This is a genomic window from Clostridioides sp. ES-S-0010-02 (genome assembly GCA_020641055.1).
In the GTDB taxonomy this organism is placed as follows: Bacteria; Bacillota; Clostridia; order Peptostreptococcales; family Peptostreptococcaceae; genus Clostridioides.
The window spans coordinates 3781591-3807210 of sequence record CP067345.1 but is presented as its reverse complement, the minus strand read 5'-3'; the positions used below and the strand labels follow the sequence as shown (position 1 = coordinate 3807210).

The following is a 25620-nucleotide window of genomic DNA, read 5'->3' as shown; positions in this document are numbered from 1 at the left end:
GTATGTCTACAAATGATATTATAAAACAAGTATTAACATTTTATGTTAATGATGTTATTTATGGAATAGAATTAGAAAATGTAATTGAGACTATAAGGTTTCAACCAATAACATATGTACCACGTCTTCCAAATTATATAAATGGAGTTATTAATTTGAGAGGAAGAATTATACCAGTTATTGATATGCATATTAGATACAATCTTCCTGAAGTTGATTATAATGAGAGAACATGCATAATAATTATAAAAATTGATGAGTATCAAGTTGGAATTATTGTAGATAAAGTTGTTGATGTCGTTCTTATAGATGACTTAAACTTACTAGAGACAACTATTTCTAACAACATAAATATAAATAAAGTTATAAAAGAGATTGTAAAAGTTGGAGATAAGTCTATACTAATTTTAGATATTCGAAAGTTTCTAATTGACAGCATGTAATTAGCTTTGATAAATTGGCAGGAGGAAGTTTTTTGTATGATAAAACTCACTGATGAAGAATTTAAAATTCTTGGAAACTATATAAAAAAAGAGTACGGAATTGATTTAAGCAAAAAAAGAGTATTAATTGAAGGACGACTATATAATACAATGCGAGAGAGAAAGTTTAGTTCTTTTAGTCAATATATGAACCTATTATTTAGAGATAAGACAGGAAATGAAGCTATAAATTTAATAAATAGGTTGAGCACAAATCATACATTTTTTATGAGAGAACATCAGCATTTTGAGTATATGTATAATAATATACTTCCTTTTTGGGAAGAAAATAATAAACTCAGAAACTTAAATATATGGAGTGCAGGTTGCTCTAGTGGAGAAGAAGCATATTCAATAGCTATGACTTTAGATGATTATTTTGGGAGTAGGAAAGACCTGTGGAATATTAAAATTATAGCCACAGATATTTCAATGAATTCACTTGAAAAAGCTAAAAGAGCTGTATACACAGAAGCAAATGTTGATAATGTTCCAAAATTATGGAAGAAAAAATATTTCATAGATAATAAAGATGGTACATTTAAAGTTTGTGATAAGATTAGAAAAAGTGTATTTTTTAAACCATTCAATTTAATTGAAGATTTCTCACATCAACTTTTTGATTTGATTTTTTGTAGAAATGTTATGATTTATTTCGATTTAAAAACAAAAGAAGAGCTTATAAATAAATTTTATGATGTAACTAAAAAAGATGGATTTTTATTTGTAGGTCATGCAGAGATAGTAAATAGAAGAAATACAGAATACGACTATGTAAAACCTGCTGTTTATAAAAAATAGAAGAATATTTTAGATATATGATTTTGTGGGGGCGGTAATGTGGAAAATATTAATAACAGGGTCATTGCTATAGGCGCATCTATAGGTGGAACAGAAGCAATACTTGAGATTATAAAAGACTTACCAAAATCTACACCAGGGGTTGTTGTAGCTCAACATATGCCAGCTATATTTACTGAGATGTATGCACAACGACTTGATAAGCAGTGTATTATGAATGTAAGAGAAGCTAAAAATAATGATAGAGTAGAGCAAGGAAATGTACTTATTGCACCTGGTGGATATCAAATGAAATTACATTTAGATAAAGATGGGTATTATGTAACTTGTGAAGAAGGTGAAAGAATAAGTGGACATTGTCCATCTGTAGATGTTTTGTTTGATTCAGTAGCACAAGTAGCAGGTAAAAACTCAGTAGGAATAATACTTACAGGAATGGGTTCAGATGGAGCAACTGGACTTTTGAAAATGAGAGAGAAAGGTTCATTTACAATTGGGCAAGATAAAAATTCTTGCATTGTATATGGAATGCCAATGGTAGCATTTGATAGAGGTTCTGTTGTAATCCAATTACCACTTGATAAAATTTCAAGTTGTCTGATAAGTCATCTTAATATTTGAAAAGAAAAAGATTAATTTTTATAAATAAAAATTAATCTTTTATTAAATTATATGGATAAAAAACCCTAGAAACTCCAAATATAATAAGAGAGATTTATATTTAGGAGGAAAATAATAAGATGAAATTTTTTAAAGTAAATACGAAAGCTAGAGTTTTAAGATATGTGTTTGTTTTATCCTTGACTATAATAGCTATTTTAGCAATTAAACATGACTATAGATATAATAATTTGGGGAAAGATGCTTTACTTAATCTAAATAAAGACAAAGAAGCTGTAAGCGTTATGAGTAATCAATCATTGCCAAAAGATACTACAAATAGTAAACAAACTTTATCAGTAAGTACAATAGGAAGTAAGACAATAGTGAAAAATGATGAATATATAGAAAGTACTATAAATATGCCTATAATAACAAATTCAAATAAGATTGTTGAAAGGTCTACAAATGATAGAATAAAAAATGATATATTTGAATTTTATAACAAATCGTATAAAGAGGCAAAACAATACCTTAAAGATAATCCTGATGAAGAAAATAAATTTGTTGCAAATGTAGACTTTGAACTTAAAAAGAATACTGATTCTGCTCTTAGTATAAAGGTAAGATATTATACTTACAGTGGTGGAGCACATGGTTATTATCAAGATATAGCTTATAATGTAGATATGAGAACAGGGAAGTTTTTAGAATTAATGGACCTATTTAAAGATAATACTAAATATAAAGAAGTTATAGATGAGGAAATTAAACAACAAATAACTGATTTAGAAAAGAAAGATAAAGAAAATGTAGGAATATATAATTTTAAAGGGATAAAAGAAAATCAAAATTTTTATTTGCAAGATGATAACTTAGTTATATATTTTGATTTATACGATATAACTCCATATGCAGCAGGAATACCAGAATTTTCAATAAACAAAAAACTAATAAGCTATATGTTAAAATCGGAGTATGTAGATTTGTTTAATATGAAATAGGATTATTTAATTTGAAATATATTTATTTAATATGAAATAGAATTTGTATTAAAATGTTATGTTATAATATCTAGCATAGAAACTTATTAAAATTGGGGGTATATAAAATGCTACTTTTAAAAAAAGACGACATAAAAAAAGTATTTACTATGAGAGACGCAATTGAGGCTGATAAAGAGGCTTTTAGAATTTATTGTGAAGGAAAAAGTGTAACTCCTTTGAGAACTAATATACCAGTTCCAAGTCAGGATGCTAGTATGTTATTTATGCCAGGATATGTAGAGGACTTAGGGTGTGCAGGAATAAAAATTGTATCTGTATTCCCTAAAAATGCTCAAAAAGGCAAACCAGTAATTCCAGCAACAGTATTATTATTAGATGGGGAGACTGGAGAAGTATGTGCTGCTTTAGATGGTACTTATATAACTCAAGTTCGTACTGGTGCAGCATCTGGTGCAGCTATAGATGTTTTAGCTAAAAAGGATTCTAAGATAGGGGCTTTAATAGGCTTGGGAGGACAAGGTGAGTCACAACTTGAAGCTATGTTAGAAGCTAGAAATTTAGATGAAGTAAGAGTTTTCAGTAGAAATAAAGAAAGTAGAGAAAAATTTGCAAAAGAGATGAACTTAAAGCTAAGTAAATATAATACTAAAATAGTTGCAGCTGAGTCATCTGATGAAGCCATAGATAATGCTGATGTAATAGTTTTAGCAACAACATCAAAAAAACCAGTATTTGATGGAAATTTGGTTAAAAAGGGAGCATTAGTGAGTGCTGTAGGTTCATACTTACCAGATATGCAAGAGATGTGTCCAACTTGTTTAACTAGAGCATCTAAGATATTTTTTGAATCAACAGATGCAGTTTTATCAGAATCAGGAGATATATTAATTCCTCTAGAAGAAGGTAAAATAAGCAAAGCTGATTTTAGTGGTGATTTGGGAAATGTTATAAATGGAACTATTTCCGGAAGAGAAAATGATGACGAAATAATTGTGTTTAAAAGTGTCGGAATAGGTGTACAAGATGTCGTAACAGCGAAAAGAATATATGATAAAGCAAAAGATAGAGGGATTGGAATAGATTGGGAATGGTAAAATTTTCAAAATAAACTTATAATTAGACAAAATTATGCTATAATATTAATAAATAAATTTTTTTATTCAATTAACTGAGGGAGGATATTTGTATGAAAATGGTAAAAAAATTAATCTTGTCTTCTATTATGGCTTTAGTTTTAGTTCTAACTATAGGCTGTTCTAATGCAGAAGAAAAAGTAAAGTCGAATTTTGAAGCTAATTTAGCAGCACTAGAAATGTATAAATACGATGAAAAAGGCATTTCTGATGCTTTAACAGAAGCTGAATATAAACAAATTCAAACTTATAATAACACAGATAAAGTTTCAATGCTTGCTCAATTAACACCTCTTTATGGAAAAGAGAATGCTGAAAAGATATATGAAACAATTGTTAAATTAATACAAGGTGTTGAAAAGACAGTAACAGTAGATTCTTCTAGTAAGGATAAGATAACTTTAAAAGTTGTAAGTAAAGCATTGGATACTAGTAAAGTAATGTCTGAGGCAAACGATTTAGTAAAATCATATGTAACTGATAAAAATAATTACAATAAAGCAGAAAAAGAAGTTCAAGATGATATGGCAAAAATGATTATAGACCTTTATAACAAAAAGCCAACGAAAGATGTTACAACTTCAATTACATATACAAAAAAAGATGGTAAATGGCAACCACCTAGCAATATACAAAAATTATGTGAAGGAATATATACAATTTAATTTATTTTAAAGACACTAAAACTATCTTTTAAACATATAATAAACTGTTTGAAAGATAGTTTATTTTATTATTTATTGAACACTACCTTTCAAATTTATTTGATATACTTGGCAATTTTGACTATATAAAACTTTCAATACAATTATGCTATATCTTGATAAAACATGGTGAATAATTGTGTGTTATATAGTCGAAAATATGATATATTAATATTATGTTATATGATAAAAGTTTATTTATATGCTTTTAGGGAGATTTTTTATATAAAATGAAAGGGGTGTTTTTTATGTTATCAAGGCAAGAATTAAAAAGAGTATCAAAAGCTCAGTTATCTGGAAACTGGGGAACATGTGCAATTAATATGGCAATATATATTGCGTTGATAGTAGCTATATCATTTATAGGATTGCCTTTTGAACCCTTAACTACTATCATAGTAGCGATAATAGGTTTTTTAGTTGCAGCAGGATTTACATGTATGTTTTTAAAGATTACTAAAGATAAAAAAGTCAAGATGGGAGATATCTTCGTAAATGGAAGAATTTATTTAAGAAGTTTTGGACTTTATATATTAGAATCAATTGCTGTTTATATTTATTCTTTTATAATCACAATTATCGGAGCATTTTTGTCATTTGGAGTTTTACTCACTAGTGGAGCAATTGAATACCTATCAAGTAATAATGTTGGAGTAGGAACTGTAATTTCTACTGCCATAACTCTAGTTATTATAGTAATTGTGTTGATGTTGCCAGTTTATATATTGTTATTATACATTTCTCAAGCTGCTTTTTTAATATGTGAAGATAAAGATAATCTTGGTGTATTTAAAGCAATGGGTGCTAGTTTAGATATGATGAAGGGTAATGTACTTAAACTATTTATATTAAATCTTAGCTTTATAGGATGGTATATATTGACTATATTCACTTTAGGAATAGGTTTGTTATGGTTAATTCCATATATAGGAGTTACTAATTGTAATTTCTATAGAGAATTATTAAAAGATAATCCAGATGTAGAAGATATATTATTAGATAAGGAAAAATCTTATTCTATGTATTAAGATGGTTTTATAGTTAAATAAAATAAAGCTTTATTTAGATATTAAAGTATAAAAATGACAAGACTGTCTTTTACAAGAACTATTTCTTTAAAGGACAGTTTTTGTTATTAAAAAAATAAATGGTTGACATCACATAGACTACTGTGATAGTTTTAAATTATAATATTGACTATTGTGATAACCATATTTGAGGAGCGATTTTATATGGAAATAAAATTATTTGATTCAGAACTTAAGGTGATGGAAGTTCTATGGGAGATAGGAGAAAGTAAAGCAGGGGAATTAGTAAAAGTTTTAAAGGAAGAAACAGGATGGAATAGAAACACTACGTATACAGTTATAAAAAAATTAGTATCAAAAGGTGCAATAGAAAGAATTGAACCAAACTTTGTTTGTAGACCTTTAATAAGCAAAGAAGAAGTTCAGAAGCATGAAACAGAAAGCTTAATTAATAAAATGTTTGGAGGGTCTTCAGAGAAATTTCTTTCAGCTTTTATTAATAAAGAAAATCTCTCAAGTGATGAGATTACAAAACTTAAACAGATTGTTGAGAAATTAAAGTGAGGTAAGATTAATGTTCACTAAATTGTTAGAAATGAGTGTTACTTCTGGGGTTTTAATTTTAATTGTTATTTTTATAAGAGCATGTTTGTTTAAAAAATTGCCTAAAAAAGTATTTGTATTATTATGGCTAGTTGTTTTGTTTAAACTTTTAGTACCAGTAAGTTTAAATTCTACTTTTAGTATTTATAGCATTATTGAGTCAAATTTTGATGCTCAATTGGGAAATGCATCCGCTGTGGATTATTCAATTAAGAAAAATAATAATTCTATCAGTAAGAATAATTTTGGAGATTCTAAGGCTTTATTCAATCTTGAGAATTTTACAGCATTGGAAATATCAAGTATTTTAACGTTTGGAATTTCTATTACTTTTATTATGTTTTTATGCTTTAAGTATACCAGGACGATTAATCTTTTTAAAACTTCGATACATATAAAAAATCATGAATTTATTAAAAAGTGGGCATATGATAATAGAGGTCTTAGAAAATTCTTTGTTTGTATTTCTGAATTTACTAAAACACCTCTTACAACTGGTATTTTAAAACCGAATATTATTTTGCCAAAACAAATGGACTATAGCAATAACCAAACTCTAAACTTTGTCTTAACTCATGAATTGGTTCATATCAATAGGTTTGACAATATATTGAAGTTGTTTATGATTGTAGCTCTTGCTGTCCATTGGTTCAATCCTTTAGTTTGGGTAATGCTTTTTTTATTGAATAAAGATATAGAATTTAGTTGTGATGAAAAGGTAATGAGTATAGTTGGTGAAGAATATAGAGCTGATTATGCAACTACGCTTATAAGTTTAGCAGAGGAACATAATACATTTCCAATGACACTTTATAACGGATTTGGAAAGACAAAGATAGAAGAAAGAATAGTTAATGTTATGAAGTTTAAAAAATCAACCTATATTACTTTTTTAGTTTCAGCTGTGTTAATTTGTGGGACTAGTGTTGTTTTTGCAACTGGAAATAAAGAAATTGATGAAGTTGAATCTTTTAATCTAATGGAAATTGAGCAAAGTAATAAAAACGACTTTTCAATAGGAGGTCAGCCATTAAAAATAGAATCTAAGATAAATAATACAAATATTTCTGTGGGATTATCAGCTAAAAGTGATGAAAGCATTGATTTAAGTACATCAGAAACATATAAAATGCAGAAAATTACTTCAAAGGTTGATGTAGAAGAAGTGTATTCTAATATGTCAAAGTATTCAGTTGTACCAACTGATAATATTTCTAAGAAGATATCTGTAACAAAAAGTATGAAGATTTTAACAAATAATAAATTGCAGTATAAAGATTCTGAAAGCAACTAGATATATGACAAATAAGGATGGGTTGAGAATTAGGAATACTATCTTAAAATAATTAAATTTATTTTGAGATAGTATTTTTTATTAAAAAATTTTATAGAAATACTTGACACAATTATGACTATTATGATAGTCTAAAGATGTAGTAAATAACTATTGCAATAGTCATAATGAACTACACTACCCAAATAAATCTCTAAGAAAGGAATATAAATTATGAAAATAAAAAAATCCCTTATAAGTGCAATGATGGTATCTGCTATGGTACTAGGAGGAACAGGAGCAGTATTTGCAAGTGGAAATGACGATGTATCTAATATTGAGTTATCTAAGTTTAAATCTCTAGTAGAATCAGGTGTAACTGATGCTGCTGACTTAGAAAAACATGGAGTTGAGTATTATACTTATGAAGAGTACGCTAAGCAGATTGAAGAGTTAAAAGCATATGCTAAAGACTCTTCAGCAGTTAAAGATGTAAGTTCAAAAGACCTTGAAGATACAATTAAGATTATGGAAAAAGATTTAGAAAAGATAAAAACTGAAGGCTTAAAGATAATGAAACCTATCGTAATAGATAATGAAGATGGAACTCAATTGGCAGTTTCTTTATCTAGAGCTGAATAATTAATATTAAATTTTTTAGATATAGGTGGAAAAAGTATTTAAAAAACTAAATAAGCGTAATTAAACATAGTAAACAAGAACAAAACAAGTAACAAATAAACGATAACAAAAGGCTTAAAGTCTATATGAAGATAGAGAAGTAAAAAATAAACAAATTAAATAGTATAAAAATAAATCTAGTCAAAGTAAAAGTATTAAACCCAGTTTGTAATGTTAACATTTTTTATATGTATTAAGAAATGTTAACATTACTTTTTTTATTCAAAATATGGATTTTTACTAAAAAACGTTGTAGAAATACTTGACATAAATATGACTATTATGATAGTCTAAAGGTGTAGTTAATAACTATTGCAATAGTCATTGTGAACTACACTACCCAAATAAATCTCTAAGAAAGGAATATGAGTTATGAAAATAAAAAAATCCCTTATAAGTACAATGATGGCATCTGCTATAGTATTAGGAGGAACAGGAGCAGTATTTGCAGATGGAAGTAGTGATGTATCTAATATTACGTTAGATAAATTTGATTCTCTAATAAAATCAGGAATAACTGAGCCTGCTGACTTAGAAAAATATGGAGTTGAGTATTACACTTATGAAGAATATGCTAAGCGTATTGAAGAATTAAAAGAGTATGCTAAAGACACTACACAAGTTAAAGACTTAAGTTCACAAGACCTTGAAAATACAATTAAGAGTATGGAAAAAGATTTAGAAAAGATAAAAAATGAAGGTTTAAAGATTATGAAACCTATTAGAATAGACAATGGAAATGGATTGATAGGTTTCTATGGTCGTTAAATAATTAAATGATACAAAAGTAAATCTAGACAAAGTAAGAGTACTAATTCAGCTTGTAATGTTAACATTTTTTAATGTATGTTAAGAAATGTTAACATTACTTTTTTTTTATTTAAAATAATATTGAAAATATTATGAAAATTCTAACGAAAATTAATTCTTAATTATTAGAGTCATTAAAATTTAAAGAAAAATGGCAATTTGGTATTTTAAAAGTGAGTTTTAAAAAAATTAAGGCTATTGGCATGGCAATTGCTTAGTAAATAAAATAAGAACAATATTATAAATTTATGGATTCATATTATTATTTGCTATCAATATTTAAATTGTATTGATAATAAATATATAGTTGATAGCTTCTAAAATGTATCGCTAACAAATACACTAAGTTATCAAAGAGGTATTATTTCTAAGGAGGGGGAAAGCATGAAACAATTGCTTACAGGAAATGAGGCAGTAGCACGTGGTGCTTACGAAGCAGGCATATCTTATGCAGCTGCTTATCCAGGAACACCAAGTACTGAAATATTGGAAAATATAGCACTATATAAAGATGACATAATTGCAGAGTGGGCACCAAATGAGAAAGTAGCAGTAGAGTCAGCAATAGGAGCCTCTATTGCAGGAGGTAGAGCCCTTGCAGCTATGAAGCATGTTGGAGTAAATGTTGCTGCAGACCCAATATTTACATATGCATATATGGGAGTAAATGGTGCGATGATTATTGTATCTGGAGATGACCCTGGCATGCACTCATCACAAAATGAACAAGATAATAGACATTATGCTAAATTTGCAAAGATAGCTATGATAGAACCAAGCAACAGCCAAGAATGTAAGGATATGCTAAAGGCTGCGGTTGAGATAAGTGAAAAATACGATACAACAGTTTTATTTAGAATGGTGACTAGAATATGTCATAGTAAAGGACTTGTTGAGTTAGGAGAAAAAGAAGAAACAATTGTAAAAAAATATGAAAGAAATCTTTCTAAGTTTGATGCTATTCCAGCAACTTCAAGAGGATTAAGAATTAAACTTGAAGATAGATTAAAAAAGCTTGAAGAGTTTTCTAATGAAACTGACTTAAACTTTATAGAATGGAATGATAAGAAAATAGGCGTGATAACGTCAGGAGCTTCTTATGAGTATGCTAAAGATGTGTTTGGAGATACTGTATCATATTTAAAATTAGGATTTACATATCCTCTTCCAACAAAGAAGATAAGAGGTTTTGCAGAACAAGTAGAAACTGTTTATGTAATCGAAGAATTAGAACCTTATATAGAAGAACATCTTAAAGAAAATAACATACCATGTATTGGAAAAGAAAAGATACCTAATATAGGTGAGTTAAATCCAGATATTATAGCTCAATCAATTTTGGGAGAAAAAAGAAAACTAATAGAGTATAGCCAAGAAAAAATAGTTGGCAGACCTCCAACTTTATGTGCAGGATGTCCACACAGAGGATTTTTCTATGAGCTAGGAAAGGTTAAAAATGTACTTATAAGTGGAGATATAGGATGTTATGGTCTAGGAGGAGCAGAGCCTTTAAATGCTAAAGATACTTGTATATGTATGGGAGGAGGGCCAGGTGTAGCTCATGGAGCACAAAAGATATTTACTAAAAATAATATTAACATGAGGACTATATCTACAATAGGAGATTCAACATTCTTTCATACAGGAATAAATGGTCTCATAGATATAATCTACAACAAAAGTAATACTGTAACATGTATTCTTGATAATAGAATTACTGGAATGACTGGTCATCAAGAAAATCCTGGAACTGGATTTTCATTGCAAGGTGATGTTACTGAAATGATGGACATTGAGACTATAGTAAAAGCTTTGGGTTGTAAAAATGTAAAGGTAGTTAATCCTAATATGTTGAATGAAGTTAAAGAAGCATTAAATTGGGCTTTATCAATTGATGAACCTTCAGTAATAATCACTAGATGGCCATGTGCATTAAAAAAATTTACAGAAGATGATAAAAAAAGATTCGACCTTACACCATCAATTTGTAGCGTAGATGATGAGAAATGTATTGGATGTAAGAAATGCCTTACAACAGGATGCCCTGCTTTGAGATTTGATAAATCTAAAAAGAAATCAAGTATAAATCAGGCTCAATGTGTAGGATGTACAGTATGTGCACAAGTATGTCCAGTAAATGCTATAAAAAAGGTTGGTGAAAAGTAATGAAAAAGGTTAAAAATGTATTGTTATCAGGAGTAGGAGGTCAGGGTACTGTTTTAGCAAGTAAAATACTTTCTGCTGGTCTTATAGATGCTGGATATGATGTTAAGATGTCAGAGGTTCATGGTATGGCTCAAAGGGGTGGAAGTGTAACAACACAAGTTAGATATGGAGAAAAAGTACACTCTCCTATACTTGGAAAAGGAGATGTTGACGTATTAGTTTCATTTGAGACTATGGAGGCTTTAAGATATCTTGATTTTCTTAAGCCTGAGGGTAAATTAGTAGTAAATGATTATGAAATGCCTTCTGCACCAATTTTAACAGGTAGAGTGGATTATCCTGAAAATATAATAGACGATATTAAAGAAAAAGTGGATGTAACAGTGATAAAGGCAGTTGATATTGCCAGAGGTTTTGGAAATGAGAAGGTTATGAATGTAGTACTTTTGGGAGCATTGATTAAGGCTTTACAGTTAGAAAATGATATAGATTGGGAAAAGATAGTATCACAACAGGTTAAACCTAAGTTTATAGAAATTAATATAAAAGCTTTAAGAGAAGGAATGAATATTTAGAAAATAAAAATTACAGATAAAAAACTATATAAAGAATCAGAAAAAATAATTATATATAATATACAAAGGGTTAGGAAAGATTAATTATAGATATAATACAAAAAGGGTTAGGAAAGATTAATTAAAAATATAATATATAAAGGGTTAAAAAATAATTGCAAAAAAAAACTATATGTAATAGTTATTTAATGCAATAGCTATTTACTGAGATAGTTATTTAAAAATGAAATTTTATCAATTTAAACATGGAAAATGAATACCTAAGTAAGTAATATTTAATAAATATATTTATATAGAGATAACAATAAAATAAATACTTGAAAGGAAGGAGAACTATTTAGATTATTAAATAGTATTTATAATATGAAAAAAGGCGATTTTATATGGAGTGGAGTTCTTATTTGTCTTATTGCTATTTTAGTGATACCAAGTAGTAGAGCGGTATTTATGGAAGCAACAGGTGCACATCCATATATTGGAGGTTTTTTCAAGTTTGCTGTGTTAGCAACAATGGGAGACTTACTTGGTGCTAGAATTTTGCATAAAGACTGGAAAATACCAGTAGGAATCTTTTACAGAGCCGTAGTTTGGGGAATTATAGGTGTAGTTACAACATATGCTATGTCAATTTACTCAGCAGGTGTAGGGCAGGCACAAGTAGATGGTATGCTTCCATTTGAAGGAATAGCTTTTGCAAATGCTCTATTTAAGAGTGCAACTATGAATATATTAATGTCACCAACTGTATTTTTATTCCATAAGGTTATGGATTGTTTTATAGATAAAAAATACGAAGTTGGAAAGGGTGTTAAGGTAGTTCTTAAAGATGTAGTAAATGTTGTAGACTGGAATGCATATCTTGGTTTTAGTGTTTTGAAAACTATACCATTTTTCTGGATACCATGTCATACAATTGTATTCTTGTTCCCTGCTGAATATAGAGTAATTGCCTCTGCTTTTGCATCTATAGCTCTAGGATTAATTTTAGCATTAGCCAATAAATCTAAAGCTACAAATTAATATTATTAATAAAGTTAGAGTTATTAAGTTAGAATTATTGATTGCTGTTTTTAAGAAGCTTAAAATCCCCCATTTAAGAGTTTTAAGGTTCTAAAATAATAAGTTATAACTACAAAAAATGGCTGCTAAGACTATTATGATTATAGGTTAAAAAACTTATAACAGATAGTAGTTTATAACAGCCATTTTTTATGTTAAGCGAATAAGTTAGTTAAAATCTAAATTAGAGGATTTAAAGAAGCTATTCTAGTTGTAGCTACGTAAACCCTGGATATTTCATACCATGTCTTAAAGTCAACTACTCCAGTTTGAGGTAAACCAAAAATTCCTTGGAATATTTTTACAGAATTTTCTGTATCTGTACCATAGATTCCATCTTCCCTCACTTTTGGTATAGCTGGATAAGAATTAGATATAGCATTTAACTGGTTTTGTATAGTTCTAACGTATTGTCCAGAAGAACCAACTTGTAGTGTAGTTCCAGGAAATGATACTGGTACACCACTAACTACTGGAGCTTTTTCAAACACTATTTCGTCTCCATAGAAATATCTTAGTATTCTTTCATAATCGTATCCTTGGTCACCTAGGTCCTTACTACCCCATTGAGTCATTTGATTAGGACATTGAGATTTTTGACCATCACAATATTGAGCTAGTAGTGGCTGTCTTGATGTAGGAGGTCTTTTTATAAATGTATTAAATATAGCATCTACAACTACGTTAATTGGTTCAAATAAGTTTCTATTGTTTATAAATTTATGGTCATATGCTGTTGATGAGGTGATTGTAAAGTTATATCCTTTGTTTCTGTACCATTCAGTAAAGACTCTATTTAAAGTAAATGATATTATAGCTATTACATTTGCGTAGATTGTCTGCTCAGGCCAAGTTGAATATATTTCAGATGAGGCTATGTTTTTAATGTACTCTTTAAATGGAATCCAATAATTTGCCGCTGATGTATTTTCTGGTAAACCATCATGAACTACTATAAATTCAGGCACTACAGGGTTATCTAATACAACAAAACCAGTAGGTGGTGGTAATGGTTTTAGGTTACTTTCTGGAATTTTAGGAGGATAAGTACCGTATAAAGTATGTTCTCCTATATCAAAAATCAATTCACTTTGTCTTGAGAAGGAACGCTTACTTCTTGTTCTAGGAAACATAGGAACTCCTTGTCTCGCCTCAATTGTAGCTAGTAACTGTGTCCCTTCTATGACAACTGTCTCATATCCATCAGCTATAGCTTCTACTATATACTGGCTGTAAGGTCTAACATCAGATGGTTGTAGAGAGTAATCTACATCTGGTGCTGGTAATACTAATCCAGTCACTTGGCCAGATTCATTACTTATTAGGTTCTGGTATAAAGTTGATGAGCTTTGGCTACCATTAGACATTGAATATATGTTTACTGTTGCATTTTGAATGGGTCTATTGTTAGTAGCATCAATTATACTTACTGTTAAGAAACCATCTTGCATCAAATCACCCTTTCTTTAAATGAATTTAGTTCCCTTATATTTCAAGATATGAATATGGCTTGAGATTTGTTAAATAATATAGATATAAATTTAAATTTTTTTAAGTATTTTTAACCTATCAAATGATAAAGAGTTTAGTATATAAATTTGAGTGTAGAAAAATTTAAAATAAAAGCTGAAAGAAAATAAATTAAAAGTAAGTGTATATTTAAAACACAAATAAACTAAAAATAAGTAGTAATTATAAAACATGAATGAATTAAAAACTTTGAAAGGAAAATTACCTATGAAGCTGGATTTATTTTTATTAGCAGTAGTACCTATATTAATAGGTATGTTTTGGATAAGATCTAAAGATAAATATTGTAGAGAGCCACTAATCCATTTAATTAAATTTTTTATGATAGGTGCTTTTTTAAGTGTTATAATTATTCTTTTAGAAAATCTATTAATGAAGTTTAATGTATTTGAAGGATATTCAGAATTATTATATGTATCATTTATAGTTGCAGGTCTTGTGGAAGAAGGTGTAAAAGCTTTAATACTAATTCCTTCATTGATTAAAGAAAAGCATTTTACTGAAAAATTAGATGGTATTATTTATTCTGTATTTTTATCTTTAGGATTTGCAACAATTGAAAATATAGTTTATATTTTCTCTGAAAGTAGAAATTTAGCACTACAGGTTGGTATTAATAGAGCAGTTATCTCCATTCCAGCTCATGTAATGTTTGCTATTACTATGGGATATTATATTTCTAAGTATAAGTTTGAGGGGAATGAAATTAAAAAACGTGAATACTTATTTATGGCTGTATTAATTCCGATTTTATTACATGGAGTTTTTGATTTTATATTGATGATAGAATATAGATGGGCTATTATATTATTTATAGTTTATGTCATAATTTTGTGGAAGATAAATCTTGATAAACTTGAAAAATATATGAATAACTCTAAAAAAGTGTTTTTTGGAAACTTAAAGAAAAAGAAAATAAAATAAATGACGAACAAGTAACGCAGATAAAAAGGGGGATTATAAATTTGGCAAATTTACCAAAAGAATTTTTAGAAGATATTAGAGAAATACTAGAAGATGAATATGATGATTTTATAAAAAGTTATAATGAAGAAAAGACTACTGGTCTTAGAATAAATACACTAAAAATTGATAAAGAAAAACTATTGAATTTAAATTTATTTGATTTATATCAGATACCGTGGGCAGATGAAGGTTTTTATTATGATGATAAAATTAATAGGCCTGGTAGAAATCCATTACATGAGGCTGGAGCATATTATTTACAAGAGCCTTCTGCAATGAGTGTAATACCAAAAGCAGATATTAAAGAAGGAGATAAAGTACTTGATATGTGTGCTGCACCTGGTGGCAAATCTACATATATATTATCTAGATTAAACAACACAGGTTTATTGGTTTCTAATGAGATTAATACAAGTAGAATTAAAGCTCTAGGAGAAAACTTAGAACGATTTGGGGCGAGAAATTGTATAATAACAAATACTGATTCTAATAGCTTAAGAAAGACATTTAATGGGTATTTTGATAAGGTGATTATAGATGCTCCTTGTTCTGGGCAAGGGATGTTTAGAAAAGATGAAGTGGCCATCTTAGATTGGAGTCAGGCAAAAGTAATTGAATGCCAATCTATTCAAAAAGAGATTATAAGAGATGGATATAAAATGTTAAAGAAAGATGGTATTCTAATTTACTCAACATGTACTTTTTCAAAAGAGGAGAATGAACATGTTATAAATGAGTTTATCAGTGAATATCCACATGCAGAACTTGTTGAGATGGAAAGGCTATGGCCTCATAAAATAAAGGGAGAAGGTCATTTTGTAGCTAAGATAAAAAAATTAGAAGAAGAAGAAAGTAATGTAAAAGAATTAAAAATAAAAAATTTAGATAAAGAAATAAAGGATTATAGGGAGTTTGAAAAGAAATTTTTAAAGACTGATTTTTATAGTAATAAAAAAAATAAATTTTATTTAAGAGGAGAAAATTTGTACCTACTTCCTGAAATATATCCAGATACAAAAAAACTAAAAGTATTGAGATATGGTTTGCATTTAGGGGTTTTAAAGAAGAATAGATTTGAGCCTTCTCATGCATTATCTCATTACTTAAAAGTTGAAGATGTAAAAAACGTTGAAAACTTTAGTGTACAAAGCGAATCGATTCTTAAATATTTAAAAGGGGATGTTATAAATTCTAATGAAAGTAGAGGATGGGTTTTGGTATCAGTTGAAGATATACCTTTAGGTTGGGGAAAAGAATCTGCTGGTGCAATTAAGAATCATTACCCTAAAGGTCTTAGAAAAGTATTTTAAACTATTAGAAAAAAGAAGTATAATATTTATATTGTAAGTTTATGGTAGATTAGTTTTGCTGTAGATTGACTTAATATTGAACACAGAGGAGACGATTTTAGTGGGTGAAGCAGTTAAAAAAGAAGTTGTAGAGTGGATAAAAGTGATTGTCATAGCTCTTGTTTTGGCATTTGCAATAACGCGTTTTATAGTGCCAACAATAGTTAAAGGAGAATCAATGTATCCTACGCTTGTAGAACGTGATTATTTGATAGTCAATAGAATTGCGTACAAAGTAGGAGAGCCAAAATACAAAGATATAATAGTATTCAAAACCGACTTAACAGAAGAAAATGGAAAGAAAAAAGATTTAGTAAAAAGAGTTATCGGGGTTCCTGGTGACCATGTAAAGATAAAAGACTCCAAGGTATATGTAAATGATAAATTGTTAGATGAAGTTTCCTATATACATAATAATCGTACTGATGGAGATATTGATATAGTAGTTCCAGAAGGAAAATTATTTGCAATGGGAGACAATAGAGAAAGAAGTTTAGATAGTAGATACGATGAGGTTGGATTGGTCGACGAGCACACCGTTCTAGGAAAAGTTCTAGTCAGATTGTATCCATTTTCTAAGATAGGAACTATTGACTAAACATTATAAATATAAAATTTGGAGCAATCGCTGATTAACTGAAATCACCAGACCATGCACAATAGTTGTCTATATAAAAAAGACAACACCTTATTTAGTAGACTTATCTAAAAGATAGTGCTTAAAAGTGGCATTATCAATAAAGATAATATAACTATAAAGGAGAATTTGTGAATGAATGAAACTATTAAAGAAGAGATTGTAGAGTGGATAAAAATAATTATTACTGCACTTTTTTTGGCATTTATTATAACTCGCTTTATAAAACCAACATTAGTAAATGGAGAATCAATGTACCCAACACTTAAACCACACGATTACTTAGTGGCAAATAGAATAACATATAAATTATCAGAACCAAAATGTGGAGATATAATGATATTTAAGACTGACTTGTTGCAAGATAATGGGAGAAAAAAAGAGTTAGTAAAAAGGGTTATAGGTGTACCAGGAGACCATTTAAAAATTAAAGATTCTAAGGTTTATATAAATGGTAAGTTATTAAATGAAGTTTCATATATACATGATAATTATACTGAAGGCGAGATTGATATGGTGATTCCTCAAGGTAAAGTATTTGCTATGGGAGATAATAGAGAAGTAAGTTTAGATAGTAGGTATAAAGAAGTAGGATTAGTGGATGAACAAAATATTAAAGGAAAAGTTATTTTAAGAGTGTTTCCTTTTACACAAATAGGTATTTTTGAGTAGGTGATTTGTATGGCAGTTGGTGTGGCATCTTTGTTATTTAATATTGAGGGTGCTTTAAAACTTTGTGAAAGTACAAAGGAAATAACTCATTTGGAAATTGGTATTGATAATATATATGAATGTAGTGAGTTATGTAAATATAAGCAGAGAATTTCTAAACTAGGGTTGTCTATAGGGATACATTTACCTATGGAATTAAACACTTGTGAAAATATAGAATATATACGAGCTTCATGGATAAGTTTTATTGAGAAGATAGAATTAGAGCTAAAAGGATTTGATATAAGGTACTTTAATCTTCATTTGGGTTATATTATGACAAATAGACTTAAAAATAATAGGGACAAGTATTTAGATAATAGTGTAGATTTTTTTAATAAAATAAATACAGATTCACATATTTGTATAGAGAATACTTATTCAAAAGGTGGGGATTTTTCAAATATTGGAAATATATCCTATGATTTTGAATATATATTTAAGAGGATTAAAAATTCTAAGATTTGTTTTTGTTACGATACTGGACACTGTTTAATTGATGAGGATGATTATTTAAATAACTTGAAAGATAAGATAAAATTGATACATTTAAGTGATAATGATGGTATCAATGATATACATGTTGGTATAGGAAGAGGTATTTTATCTGAAGAGAGTGTTAAAGAGGTTTTAAAATTAGATGCAGAATATTTAGTATTAGAAATAAATTACGAAGACATTGAAGATACTATAAGTAAATTGAATCATATTGTAGGAGAGGGTTAAATACCTCTCTTTATCTTGTTGATATGCCTCGTTGATTAAAATGTATATTCATCAAAAGGAAGGAGATGTTGAAGTGAAGAAAATAAATTTAAAAATAGACGGAAGAAGTAAGGAGTATTCATTAGACGAAAATTCTTTGGGAATTAGACTAGGAGATATAGCAAAAGAGTTTTGTGATGAACATAAAGGATATATAACACTTGCGGTTGTAGATAATAAATTGAAAGAGTTAAATTATAGAGTGAAAAAGGATTGTGAGATAGAGTTTTTGGATACGACAAATGAAGATGGAGAAAGAGTTTACTTTAGAGTCATGTCATTTGTGTTTGTGATGGCTTGTAGAGAGATATTTTGGGACAGCAGAGTTACAATAGAACATTCACTATCTGGTGGACTATATTGTGAAGTTCATATAGAGAGAAAACTTAAAGAAGTTGATGTTGAAAATATAAAAAATAAAATGAAAGAGATAATAAATAATGACTACACTATAGAAAAAATAGAAGTTACGAGGGATGAAGCTATTTCTATATTTGAAAATAATGAGATGTATGAAAAAGCAGAACTTTTGAAATACAAGGAATATGATAGTGCTAAAGTATATAAATGTAGAAACTATATAGACCATTTTTATGGATATATGTTGCCATCAACTGGTTATATAAAATCGTTTGATATCATACTTTACAATGGAGGTATTATAATTTTAGGGCCTAGTGAAGAAGATAAGACTCTACCTATGAAATTTATACCTCAACCTAAGCTATCAAACGTATATTATGAAGCAGAAGAATGGTCAAGACTAATGGGAATTGATAAGGTAGTATCACTTAACAGAATAATAGAAAATAATGAATATGGAGATATAATAAGAACATTTGAAGCATTACATGAAAAGAAACTATCTCAAATAGCAGATATGATAAAAGATAACAATAAGAGAGTAGTTTTAATAGCAGCACCATCATCATCTGGAAAAACAAGCTTTGCTCATAGACTATCAATACATCTTAGAGTAAATAACTTAAATCCGATTTCAATATCTTTAGATGATTATTTTATAGATAGAAAACATACTCCTTTAGATGAATATGGAAACTATGATTTTGAGTCAATTTATGCTATAGATTTAGAGAGATTCAACTTAGATTTAAATAAACTTTTAGCAGGTGAAGAAATTGAGGATATAAGGTTTAACTTTAAAGCTGGGGAAAGAGAATATACTGGTAAAAAGATAAAGATAGACTCAAATCAACCAATTATATTAGAAGGTATACATGGGCTAAACCCTATTTTAACAGCATCTATACCAGATGAAGATAAATTTAAGATATACATAAGTGCCCTTACTCAAATAAATTTAGATGACCATAATAGAATTCCTACTGCCGATTTGAGAATGATAAGAAGAATTGTTAGAGATTATAATTTTAGAGGATATAGCGCTGATAATACTATTTTGCAATGGGCATCAGTTAGAAGAGGAGAAAAGAAAAATATATTCCCTTATCAAGATGAAGCAGATGCTATATTTAATTCCGCTTGTGTGTATGAATTAGCGGTTTTAAAGCGATTTGCTAAGCCTCTATTGGAGGAAATAGATGAAGATAATCCTGCTTATATTGAAGCTACTAGATTATTAAAGTTTTTACAGTATTTTGTTGAACTAGATGATATTTCTGATATACCAGGAACTTCAATCCTTAGGGAATTTATTGGAGGAAGTAAAATAGTTGATTAGCATGTATTATTGATTATTTTATTGTACTCATATTGAACTAAATATTTTTTTAGAGATACTGAATAATCTATGGTTTATATTTTAAGTAATATTGCTGGAGTATTAAAGTGAAAATTCTATTTAGTTATCAAAAATTCTTTGTTTTGTGAGAATTAGTATAGATAATAAATACTATTTAACTTTAATACTCCTTTTATAATATTATGATATTTTTTATAATATGTTTGAAAAATAAAGTTAAGTCTGCAAAAAATAGTTTTAAAGTATAATTTCTTTTAACACTGTTTTATTATAGTATAAACTTGTGCTAAAATAGAGTATATAACATAAGATGATGAGGTGCATATGAATACGTTAGATGAGACATTATTAAAAGAAATTATAAGTTCTAATAAAAAATATACAAATTATGGACAAGTTGCTAGTTACATACCAGAATTAAAAAATGCTCGTAGAAATGATTTAGGAATTTGTATTATAGATAGTGAAAATAACATTTATAGTGCTGGAAATTGTAGCACAAAATTTACAATACAAAGCATTTCAAAACCAATTGTGCTTGCCATGGCACTTATGGACAATGACTGGGAAGACGTTTTTTCAAATGTTGGAATGGAGCCAAGTGGAGACCCATTTAATTCTATAATGAAACTTGAGATTAATGATACTAAAAAGCCCTGTAATCCAATGATAAATGCAGGAGCAATAGTTACCACTTCTCTTATAAATGGGAGCTGTTTGGAAGAAAAAGAAGAAAGAATGCTTAGCTTTTTTAGAAAATTGGCAAGAAATGATAACATAGGAATAAATTATGATGTCTATAAGTCTGAAAAAATGACTGGAGATAGAAATAGAGCTATGGCTTATCTGTTAAAAAGTGATGGATTTATCAGAGGTAATGTAGAAGATGTTTTAGACCTTTATTTTAAACAATGCTCAATTGAGGTGGATTCTATAGATTTAGCGAGAATTGGTATAAATCTTGCTAATTATGGAGTAGACATAGAAAATGGAGAGCATTTAATGAGTGAAATGGTATCTAGAATTGTCAAGACATTTATGATGACTTGTGGAATGTATGATGCTTCTGGGGAATTTGCTATTAAAGTTGGAATTCCTGCAAAATCTGGAGTTGGGGGTGGTATAATGGCTTCTGTGCCAGGACGTATGGGTATTGGTGTTTATGGACCTGCACTTGACAAAAAAGGTAACAGCGTCGCAGGAGTTAAAGTTTTAGAGGAGTTGTCAAATAAACTCAGATTAAATATTTTTTAAAATTTTAAGAAAGGATTTTTTTGACAACAACATATAATTTAATATATAATTAAATTGTAAAGAAATATGAATTAAATAAATTTTTTAGGAGGGGTCAATGAAAGAGGTATTGGTATTACGAGATTTGGAGTGCATAAAGGCTATTGCACATCCACGTAGAATAGATATTCTAAAAGCATTTGACAAATCGCCATTGTCAGCAAAACAATTATCTCAATTATTGGAAGAACCTCATGCAAAAATAAACTACCACATAAAAATGTTATACAAAGTTGGTATTTTAGAATTAGTTGAGGAAAAAATAAAGTCGGGGATTGTGGAAAAATATTATTATCCAAGTGCAAAAAATGTGGTTATAGGGAATAGGATACTTAATTTTTCTTTAGACAATGGGGAAGAAAAAGAAGAATTGTACATATCAAGATTTGAAAATATGAGTGAAGTTTTTTATAAAGCAGCAGAGGAAGATGTTTTAGAAAATGAAAATATAGTTGATTATCATGATATTTCTCTTACTCATGATGAATTAGTTGAACTTAATGATACTATGAAATCAAAGATAGATGAAATTTTAAATAAAAGACAAGACAGCGTTGAAGGTTCTAAGTATGATATAGCTATGGTTGTAGTTCCTACAGTTGAAGAAGAATGTCCTAATTAGAATCATTAATTATGTATTAGTTATAAAACATAAGATTAGAGATTGAACATCAGAATTTACTTAATAATCAAAAAATACTTTTGAGCATGAGTAAAATAATGATTTTTAATCTCTATTTTTTTGTTATTTGAATGACTAAATATACTCTTTGAAATTTATCAAAATGGGTATAATTAAACTATAAATATTAAAATTTAGAATTAATATATACGAAATTAATTATAGTTATACTAAAATTAAGACTTAAGTATCAAAAATTTATAAATTAAAATTATGTACAACCAAAAGGAGATTAATATGATTAAATTAGGAACACATATTTCAATAGCAAAAGGATTTGCAAAGGCAGCCGAAACAGCTGTATATATTGATGCAAATACATTTCAATTTTTTAGTAGAAACCCAAGAGGAGGAAATGCTAAAGAATTTGATGAGAAAGATATAGCTAAATTTCAAGAAATTAGAAAAGCAAACAATTTTGCACCATTACTTGCACATGCTCCATATACTATGAATCTAGGTGGAGTGAAGGATGATGTTTATGAATTCGCAACAAGAGTAATAGATGAAGATATAAGAAGAATGGATTCACTAGGTATAGAATACATGTGTTTTCACCCTGGAAGTCATGTAGGTGGTGGAGTAGACTTTGGTATAGATAGGATAGTAAAAGGGCTAAACAATGCTATTAAAGGAGATGAAAATATAACTATACTCCTTGAAACAATGTCAGGAAAAGGGACTGAAATAGGATTTAGTTTTGAGCAGTTAAAGAGCATAATAGACAATGTCGAACATAAAGAAAGAATAGGTGTGTGTCTTGATACATGTCATATTTTTTCAGCTGGTTATGATATAGTTAATGACTTGGATGGAGTTTTAGGAGAATTTGACAAGATTATAGGTATAGATAGATTAAAAACTATACATTTAAATGATAGTATGATGCCATTTGGGGATAAAAAAGATAGACATGCTCCTATAGGTGAAGGTAAGATAGGGCTAAAAGCTTTAACTGATTTTATGGAACATCCAAGCATTAAAGATTTGCCATTCTTCTTAGAAACACCTTTTGATGAAGAAGGTCATAAGAGAGAGATTAAGATGATTAAAGAAATTTTATCTAGTAAATAGTATTTTGATATGATGTAAATAATATTTTGATGCTATTTAAGTAGCATTTTGATTATATTTGGATTAAATTTAGATTATATGCTAGTGAAATATAGATTGGTATATTATGAAGCATATTAAATAAAATTTTGATGTAATATAAAAGAGCATATTATAAACTATATAAATAAACTTGATAAAATGTGTATATATTTTAAATAGTATATAAATAGATTGCAAAAATTCTCATAATTTGTTGTATAATTAAAAGTAACATGTTAATAATGTTTAAAATTAATTAAAAGTTAGGTGGGGAAAGCTATGAGAAATTTAGGCAAGACTAGTATGAAGATAAAAAGAGTCGGTTTTGGGGGAATTCCAATACAAAGAATTACACAAGAGGATACTAATTTAGTTATAAATGAGCTAGAAAAACAAGGAATAAACTTTATTGATAGCGCAAGGGGATACACAATAAGTGAAGAAGCTATTGGAATTGCTATAGAAGGAAAAAGAGATAAATTTTTCCTAGCTACTAAAAGTATGTCTAGGGATTATGATTCAATGAAGAGAGATGTGGAAATAAGTTTAAATAACTTTAAAACTGATTTTATAGATTTATATCAATTTCACAATGTTAAAGAAGAAGAGTATGACAATATTTTTAAAGATAAAATGGCTTATAGTGCCCTTTTAGAAGCAAAAGAACAAGGGAAGATAAAACATATTGGTATAACTAGCCATAACTTAAACACTATAGAAAGAGCTTTAGAAAGTGGCAAATTTGATACTATACAATTTCCTTACAATATAGTTGAAGGACAAGCAGATGAGGTATTTAAAAAAGCTCATGAAAAAGGAATTGGTATAATAGTAATGAAACCTTTAGCTGGTGGAGCTTTAGATAATGCTACATTGGCTATTAAGTATATATTGTCTAAGGATTATATAGATGTGGTTATACCAGGAATGGATAGTGTTGAACAAGTTAGACAAAATGTCGCTGTGCTTGAAAATCTTGTATTAGATGAGGATGATGAGAAAAAAATTGAAGAAATAAGAAATTCTCTAGGTAAAAAATTCTGTAGAAGATGTGAATATTGTATGCCTTGTGCTGTTGGAATAAATATACCTTTAAGCTTCTTATGCGAAGGATATTACACTAGATATGGATTAGAGGAGTGGGCTAAGGAAAAATATGAGGTTATGGATGTTAAACCTACTGAATGTATTGACTGTGGTCTTTGTGAAAGTCGATGTCCATATGAACTTCCTATAAGAGAAATGTTGAAGACTGTTGTTGAAAAGCTAGGATAGATTTTACTTATTGAAATCGGTGTAATAAATTTACGCCGATTTCTTTTTTTATGTAAGTATAATTATTATGATAAGATTGTGTTTATGAAAGTATTAAGTGTTATGTCTGTGCAATTATTAAGTGTTATGTTTATGCAAGTATTAATTATTATATAAATATTGTTTTTGCATCAATATAGATTTATATAGCATATACAGATTTTTATTTTTCAAAAATATTATAAGATATATCGTATTTAGATATTGGATAAAGTTCAATTTCAACTCTAGGATTGTCCTTATCTATAAAATCAAATAAAAGTACTGGCTTAAGCTGCTTATCATTTTTTATTATTCCACTTTTTTCAATACCATCACAAATGCTCTTTGGATAGTTATGTAAATCGCCCATTCTCTTGTTAGGGAAGAATAATTTTAACACTGTTATTAAATTTTCTTCAACAGTTTCTCCTTGATACTGTTGATTTATAAAACCTGCAATCATGTTCTCATATGCTAAATACTTAGAATATTTTCCCTTTGAAGGCATCCATGCTTGACCATTTATATTATGAAGTTTAAAATTAGATTTACTAATGGGTCTACCTGGTATTGTTATTTTAATCAATTTATTCACCATCCTTATACAGTATTTATTATAATCTGTGGATGATTTAAAAGCAAATTCTTATT

26 protein-coding genes are annotated in these 25620 nt (G+C 28.4%); 24 read left to right on the top strand and 2 right to left on the bottom strand.

Annotated elements, in window-relative coordinates; all coding sequences use genetic code 11:
- Positions 1–2: 2 nt before the first annotated feature.
- The 14 genes from JJC01_17695 (at position 3) to JJC01_17630 (ending at position 12883) form a co-directional block, all read left to right on the top strand.
- Positions 3–443, top strand: coding sequence for a chemotaxis protein CheW (locus JJC01_17695; protein UDN57970.1), 441 nt, complete (start codon positions 3–5; stop codon positions 441–443).
- 36 nt (positions 444–479) lie between these two features.
- Complete coding sequence (locus JJC01_17690; protein UDN57969.1) at positions 480–1283, top strand: protein-glutamate O-methyltransferase CheR; 804 nt, start codon at positions 480–482, stop codon at positions 1281–1283.
- A gap of 39 nt (positions 1284–1322) precedes the next feature.
- The gene (locus JJC01_17685; GenBank protein ID UDN57968.1) at positions 1323–1904 is read left to right on the top strand and encodes a chemotaxis protein CheB; all 582 of its coding nucleotides are present in this window, start codon (positions 1323–1325) and stop codon (positions 1902–1904) included.
- A 119-nt stretch (positions 1905–2023) separates the two neighbouring features.
- Positions 2024–2887: a DUF3298 and DUF4163 domain-containing protein gene (locus JJC01_17680; protein UDN57967.1), complete on the top strand. Its 864-nt coding sequence runs from the start codon at positions 2024–2026 to the stop codon at positions 2885–2887.
- A gap of 107 nt (positions 2888–2994) precedes the next feature.
- A complete protein-coding gene (locus JJC01_17675) occupies positions 2995–3984 on the top strand; it encodes an ornithine cyclodeaminase family protein (protein ID UDN57966.1) in 990 nt (329 codons plus the stop codon).
- Between the two features lie 92 nt (positions 3985–4076).
- Positions 4077–4688, top strand: a complete 612-nt coding sequence (locus JJC01_17670; GenBank protein UDN57965.1) for a hypothetical protein — start codon at positions 4077–4079, stop codon at positions 4686–4688.
- Between the two features lie 287 nt (positions 4689–4975).
- Positions 4976–5755, top strand: a complete 780-nt coding sequence (locus JJC01_17665) for a DUF975 family protein (protein ID UDN57964.1) — start codon at positions 4976–4978, stop codon at positions 5753–5755.
- A 204-nt stretch (positions 5756–5959) separates the two neighbouring features.
- On the top strand, positions 5960–6319 hold the full coding sequence (locus JJC01_17660; protein UDN57963.1) for a BlaI/MecI/CopY family transcriptional regulator: 360 nt from the start codon (positions 5960–5962) through the stop codon (positions 6317–6319).
- A gap of 10 nt (positions 6320–6329) precedes the next feature.
- Positions 6330–7652, top strand: coding sequence for a M56 family metallopeptidase (locus tag JJC01_17655; GenBank protein UDN57962.1), 1323 nt, complete (start codon positions 6330–6332; stop codon positions 7650–7652).
- Positions 7653–7865: 213 nt separating this feature from the next.
- Positions 7866–8273, top strand: a complete 408-nt coding sequence (locus tag JJC01_17650; protein ID UDN57961.1) for a hypothetical protein — start codon at positions 7866–7868, stop codon at positions 8271–8273.
- A 411-nt stretch (positions 8274–8684) separates the two neighbouring features.
- A complete protein-coding gene (locus JJC01_17645) occupies positions 8685–9080 on the top strand; it encodes a hypothetical protein (protein ID UDN57960.1) in 396 nt (131 codons plus the stop codon).
- A 426-nt stretch (positions 9081–9506) separates the two neighbouring features.
- On the top strand, positions 9507–11288 hold the full coding sequence (iorA, locus tag JJC01_17640) for an indolepyruvate ferredoxin oxidoreductase subunit alpha (protein ID UDN57959.1): 1782 nt from the start codon (positions 9507–9509) through the stop codon (positions 11286–11288).
- Positions 11288–11863: an indolepyruvate oxidoreductase subunit beta gene (locus JJC01_17635; GenBank protein ID UDN57958.1), complete on the top strand. Its 576-nt coding sequence runs from the start codon at positions 11288–11290 to the stop codon at positions 11861–11863. The genes iorA and JJC01_17635 overlap by 1 nt, the downstream gene beginning before the upstream one ends.
- A 363-nt stretch (positions 11864–12226) precedes the next feature.
- On the top strand, positions 12227–12883 hold the full coding sequence (locus JJC01_17630) for a hypothetical protein (GenBank protein UDN57957.1): 657 nt from the start codon (positions 12227–12229) through the stop codon (positions 12881–12883).
- Positions 12884–13101: 218 nt separating this feature from the next.
- Here the strand turns inward: JJC01_17630 and sleC are convergent, their stop codons facing one another.
- Entirely contained in the window at positions 13102–14373 is a 1272-nt protein-coding gene (sleC, locus tag JJC01_17625) for a spore cortex-lytic protein SleC (GenBank protein UDN57956.1), read from the bottom strand.
- A gap of 286 nt (positions 14374–14659) precedes the next feature.
- On the opposite strand from sleC, the gene JJC01_17620 reads away from it, so the two are divergent.
- The 10 genes from JJC01_17620 to JJC01_17575 all read left to right on the top strand — a co-directional run bounded on the left by JJC01_17620 (position 14660) and on the right by JJC01_17575 (position 24948).
- A complete protein-coding gene (locus JJC01_17620) occupies positions 14660–15376 on the top strand; it encodes a PrsW family intramembrane metalloprotease (GenBank protein UDN60212.1) in 717 nt (238 codons plus the stop codon).
- Between the two features lie 41 nt (positions 15377–15417).
- A complete protein-coding gene (locus JJC01_17615) occupies positions 15418–16728 on the top strand; it encodes an RsmB/NOP family class I SAM-dependent RNA methyltransferase (GenBank protein ID UDN57955.1) in 1311 nt (436 codons plus the stop codon).
- A 100-nt stretch (positions 16729–16828) separates the two neighbouring features.
- On the top strand, positions 16829–17365 hold the full coding sequence (gene lepB / locus JJC01_17610) for a signal peptidase I (protein ID UDN57954.1): 537 nt from the start codon (positions 16829–16831) through the stop codon (positions 17363–17365).
- A gap of 174 nt (positions 17366–17539) precedes the next feature.
- Positions 17540–18076 carry a signal peptidase I gene (gene lepB / locus JJC01_17605; protein UDN57953.1) on the top strand — a complete coding sequence of 179 codons (537 nt, stop codon included), beginning with the start codon at positions 17540–17542 and terminating at the stop codon, positions 18074–18076.
- A gap of 9 nt (positions 18077–18085) precedes the next feature.
- The gene (locus JJC01_17600; GenBank protein ID UDN57952.1) at positions 18086–18841 is read left to right on the top strand and encodes a sugar phosphate isomerase/epimerase; all 756 of its coding nucleotides are present in this window, start codon (positions 18086–18088) and stop codon (positions 18839–18841) included.
- A gap of 73 nt (positions 18842–18914) precedes the next feature.
- Positions 18915–20582 (top strand): nucleoside kinase, encoded by a 1668-nt coding sequence (locus JJC01_17595; GenBank protein UDN57951.1) that lies wholly within the window; start codon positions 18915–18917, stop codon positions 20580–20582.
- A 345-nt stretch (positions 20583–20927) separates the two neighbouring features.
- Positions 20928–21857, top strand: coding sequence for a glutaminase A (glsA, locus tag JJC01_17590; protein UDN57950.1), 930 nt, complete (start codon positions 20928–20930; stop codon positions 21855–21857).
- Between the two features lie 97 nt (positions 21858–21954).
- Entirely contained in the window at positions 21955–22518 is a 564-nt protein-coding gene (locus JJC01_17585) for a helix-turn-helix transcriptional regulator (GenBank protein UDN57949.1), read from the top strand.
- 297 nt (positions 22519–22815) lie between these two features.
- A complete protein-coding gene (locus JJC01_17580) occupies positions 22816–23652 on the top strand; it encodes a deoxyribonuclease IV (protein ID UDN57948.1) in 837 nt (278 codons plus the stop codon).
- A gap of 300 nt (positions 23653–23952) precedes the next feature.
- A complete protein-coding gene (locus tag JJC01_17575) occupies positions 23953–24948 on the top strand; it encodes an aldo/keto reductase (GenBank protein ID UDN57947.1) in 996 nt (331 codons plus the stop codon).
- Between the two features lie 202 nt (positions 24949–25150).
- Here the strand turns inward: JJC01_17575 and JJC01_17570 are convergent, their stop codons facing one another.
- Complete coding sequence (locus JJC01_17570; protein UDN57946.1) at positions 25151–25555, bottom strand: RusA family crossover junction endodeoxyribonuclease; 405 nt, start codon at positions 25553–25555, stop codon at positions 25151–25153.
- Positions 25556–25620 lie beyond the last annotated feature (65 nt).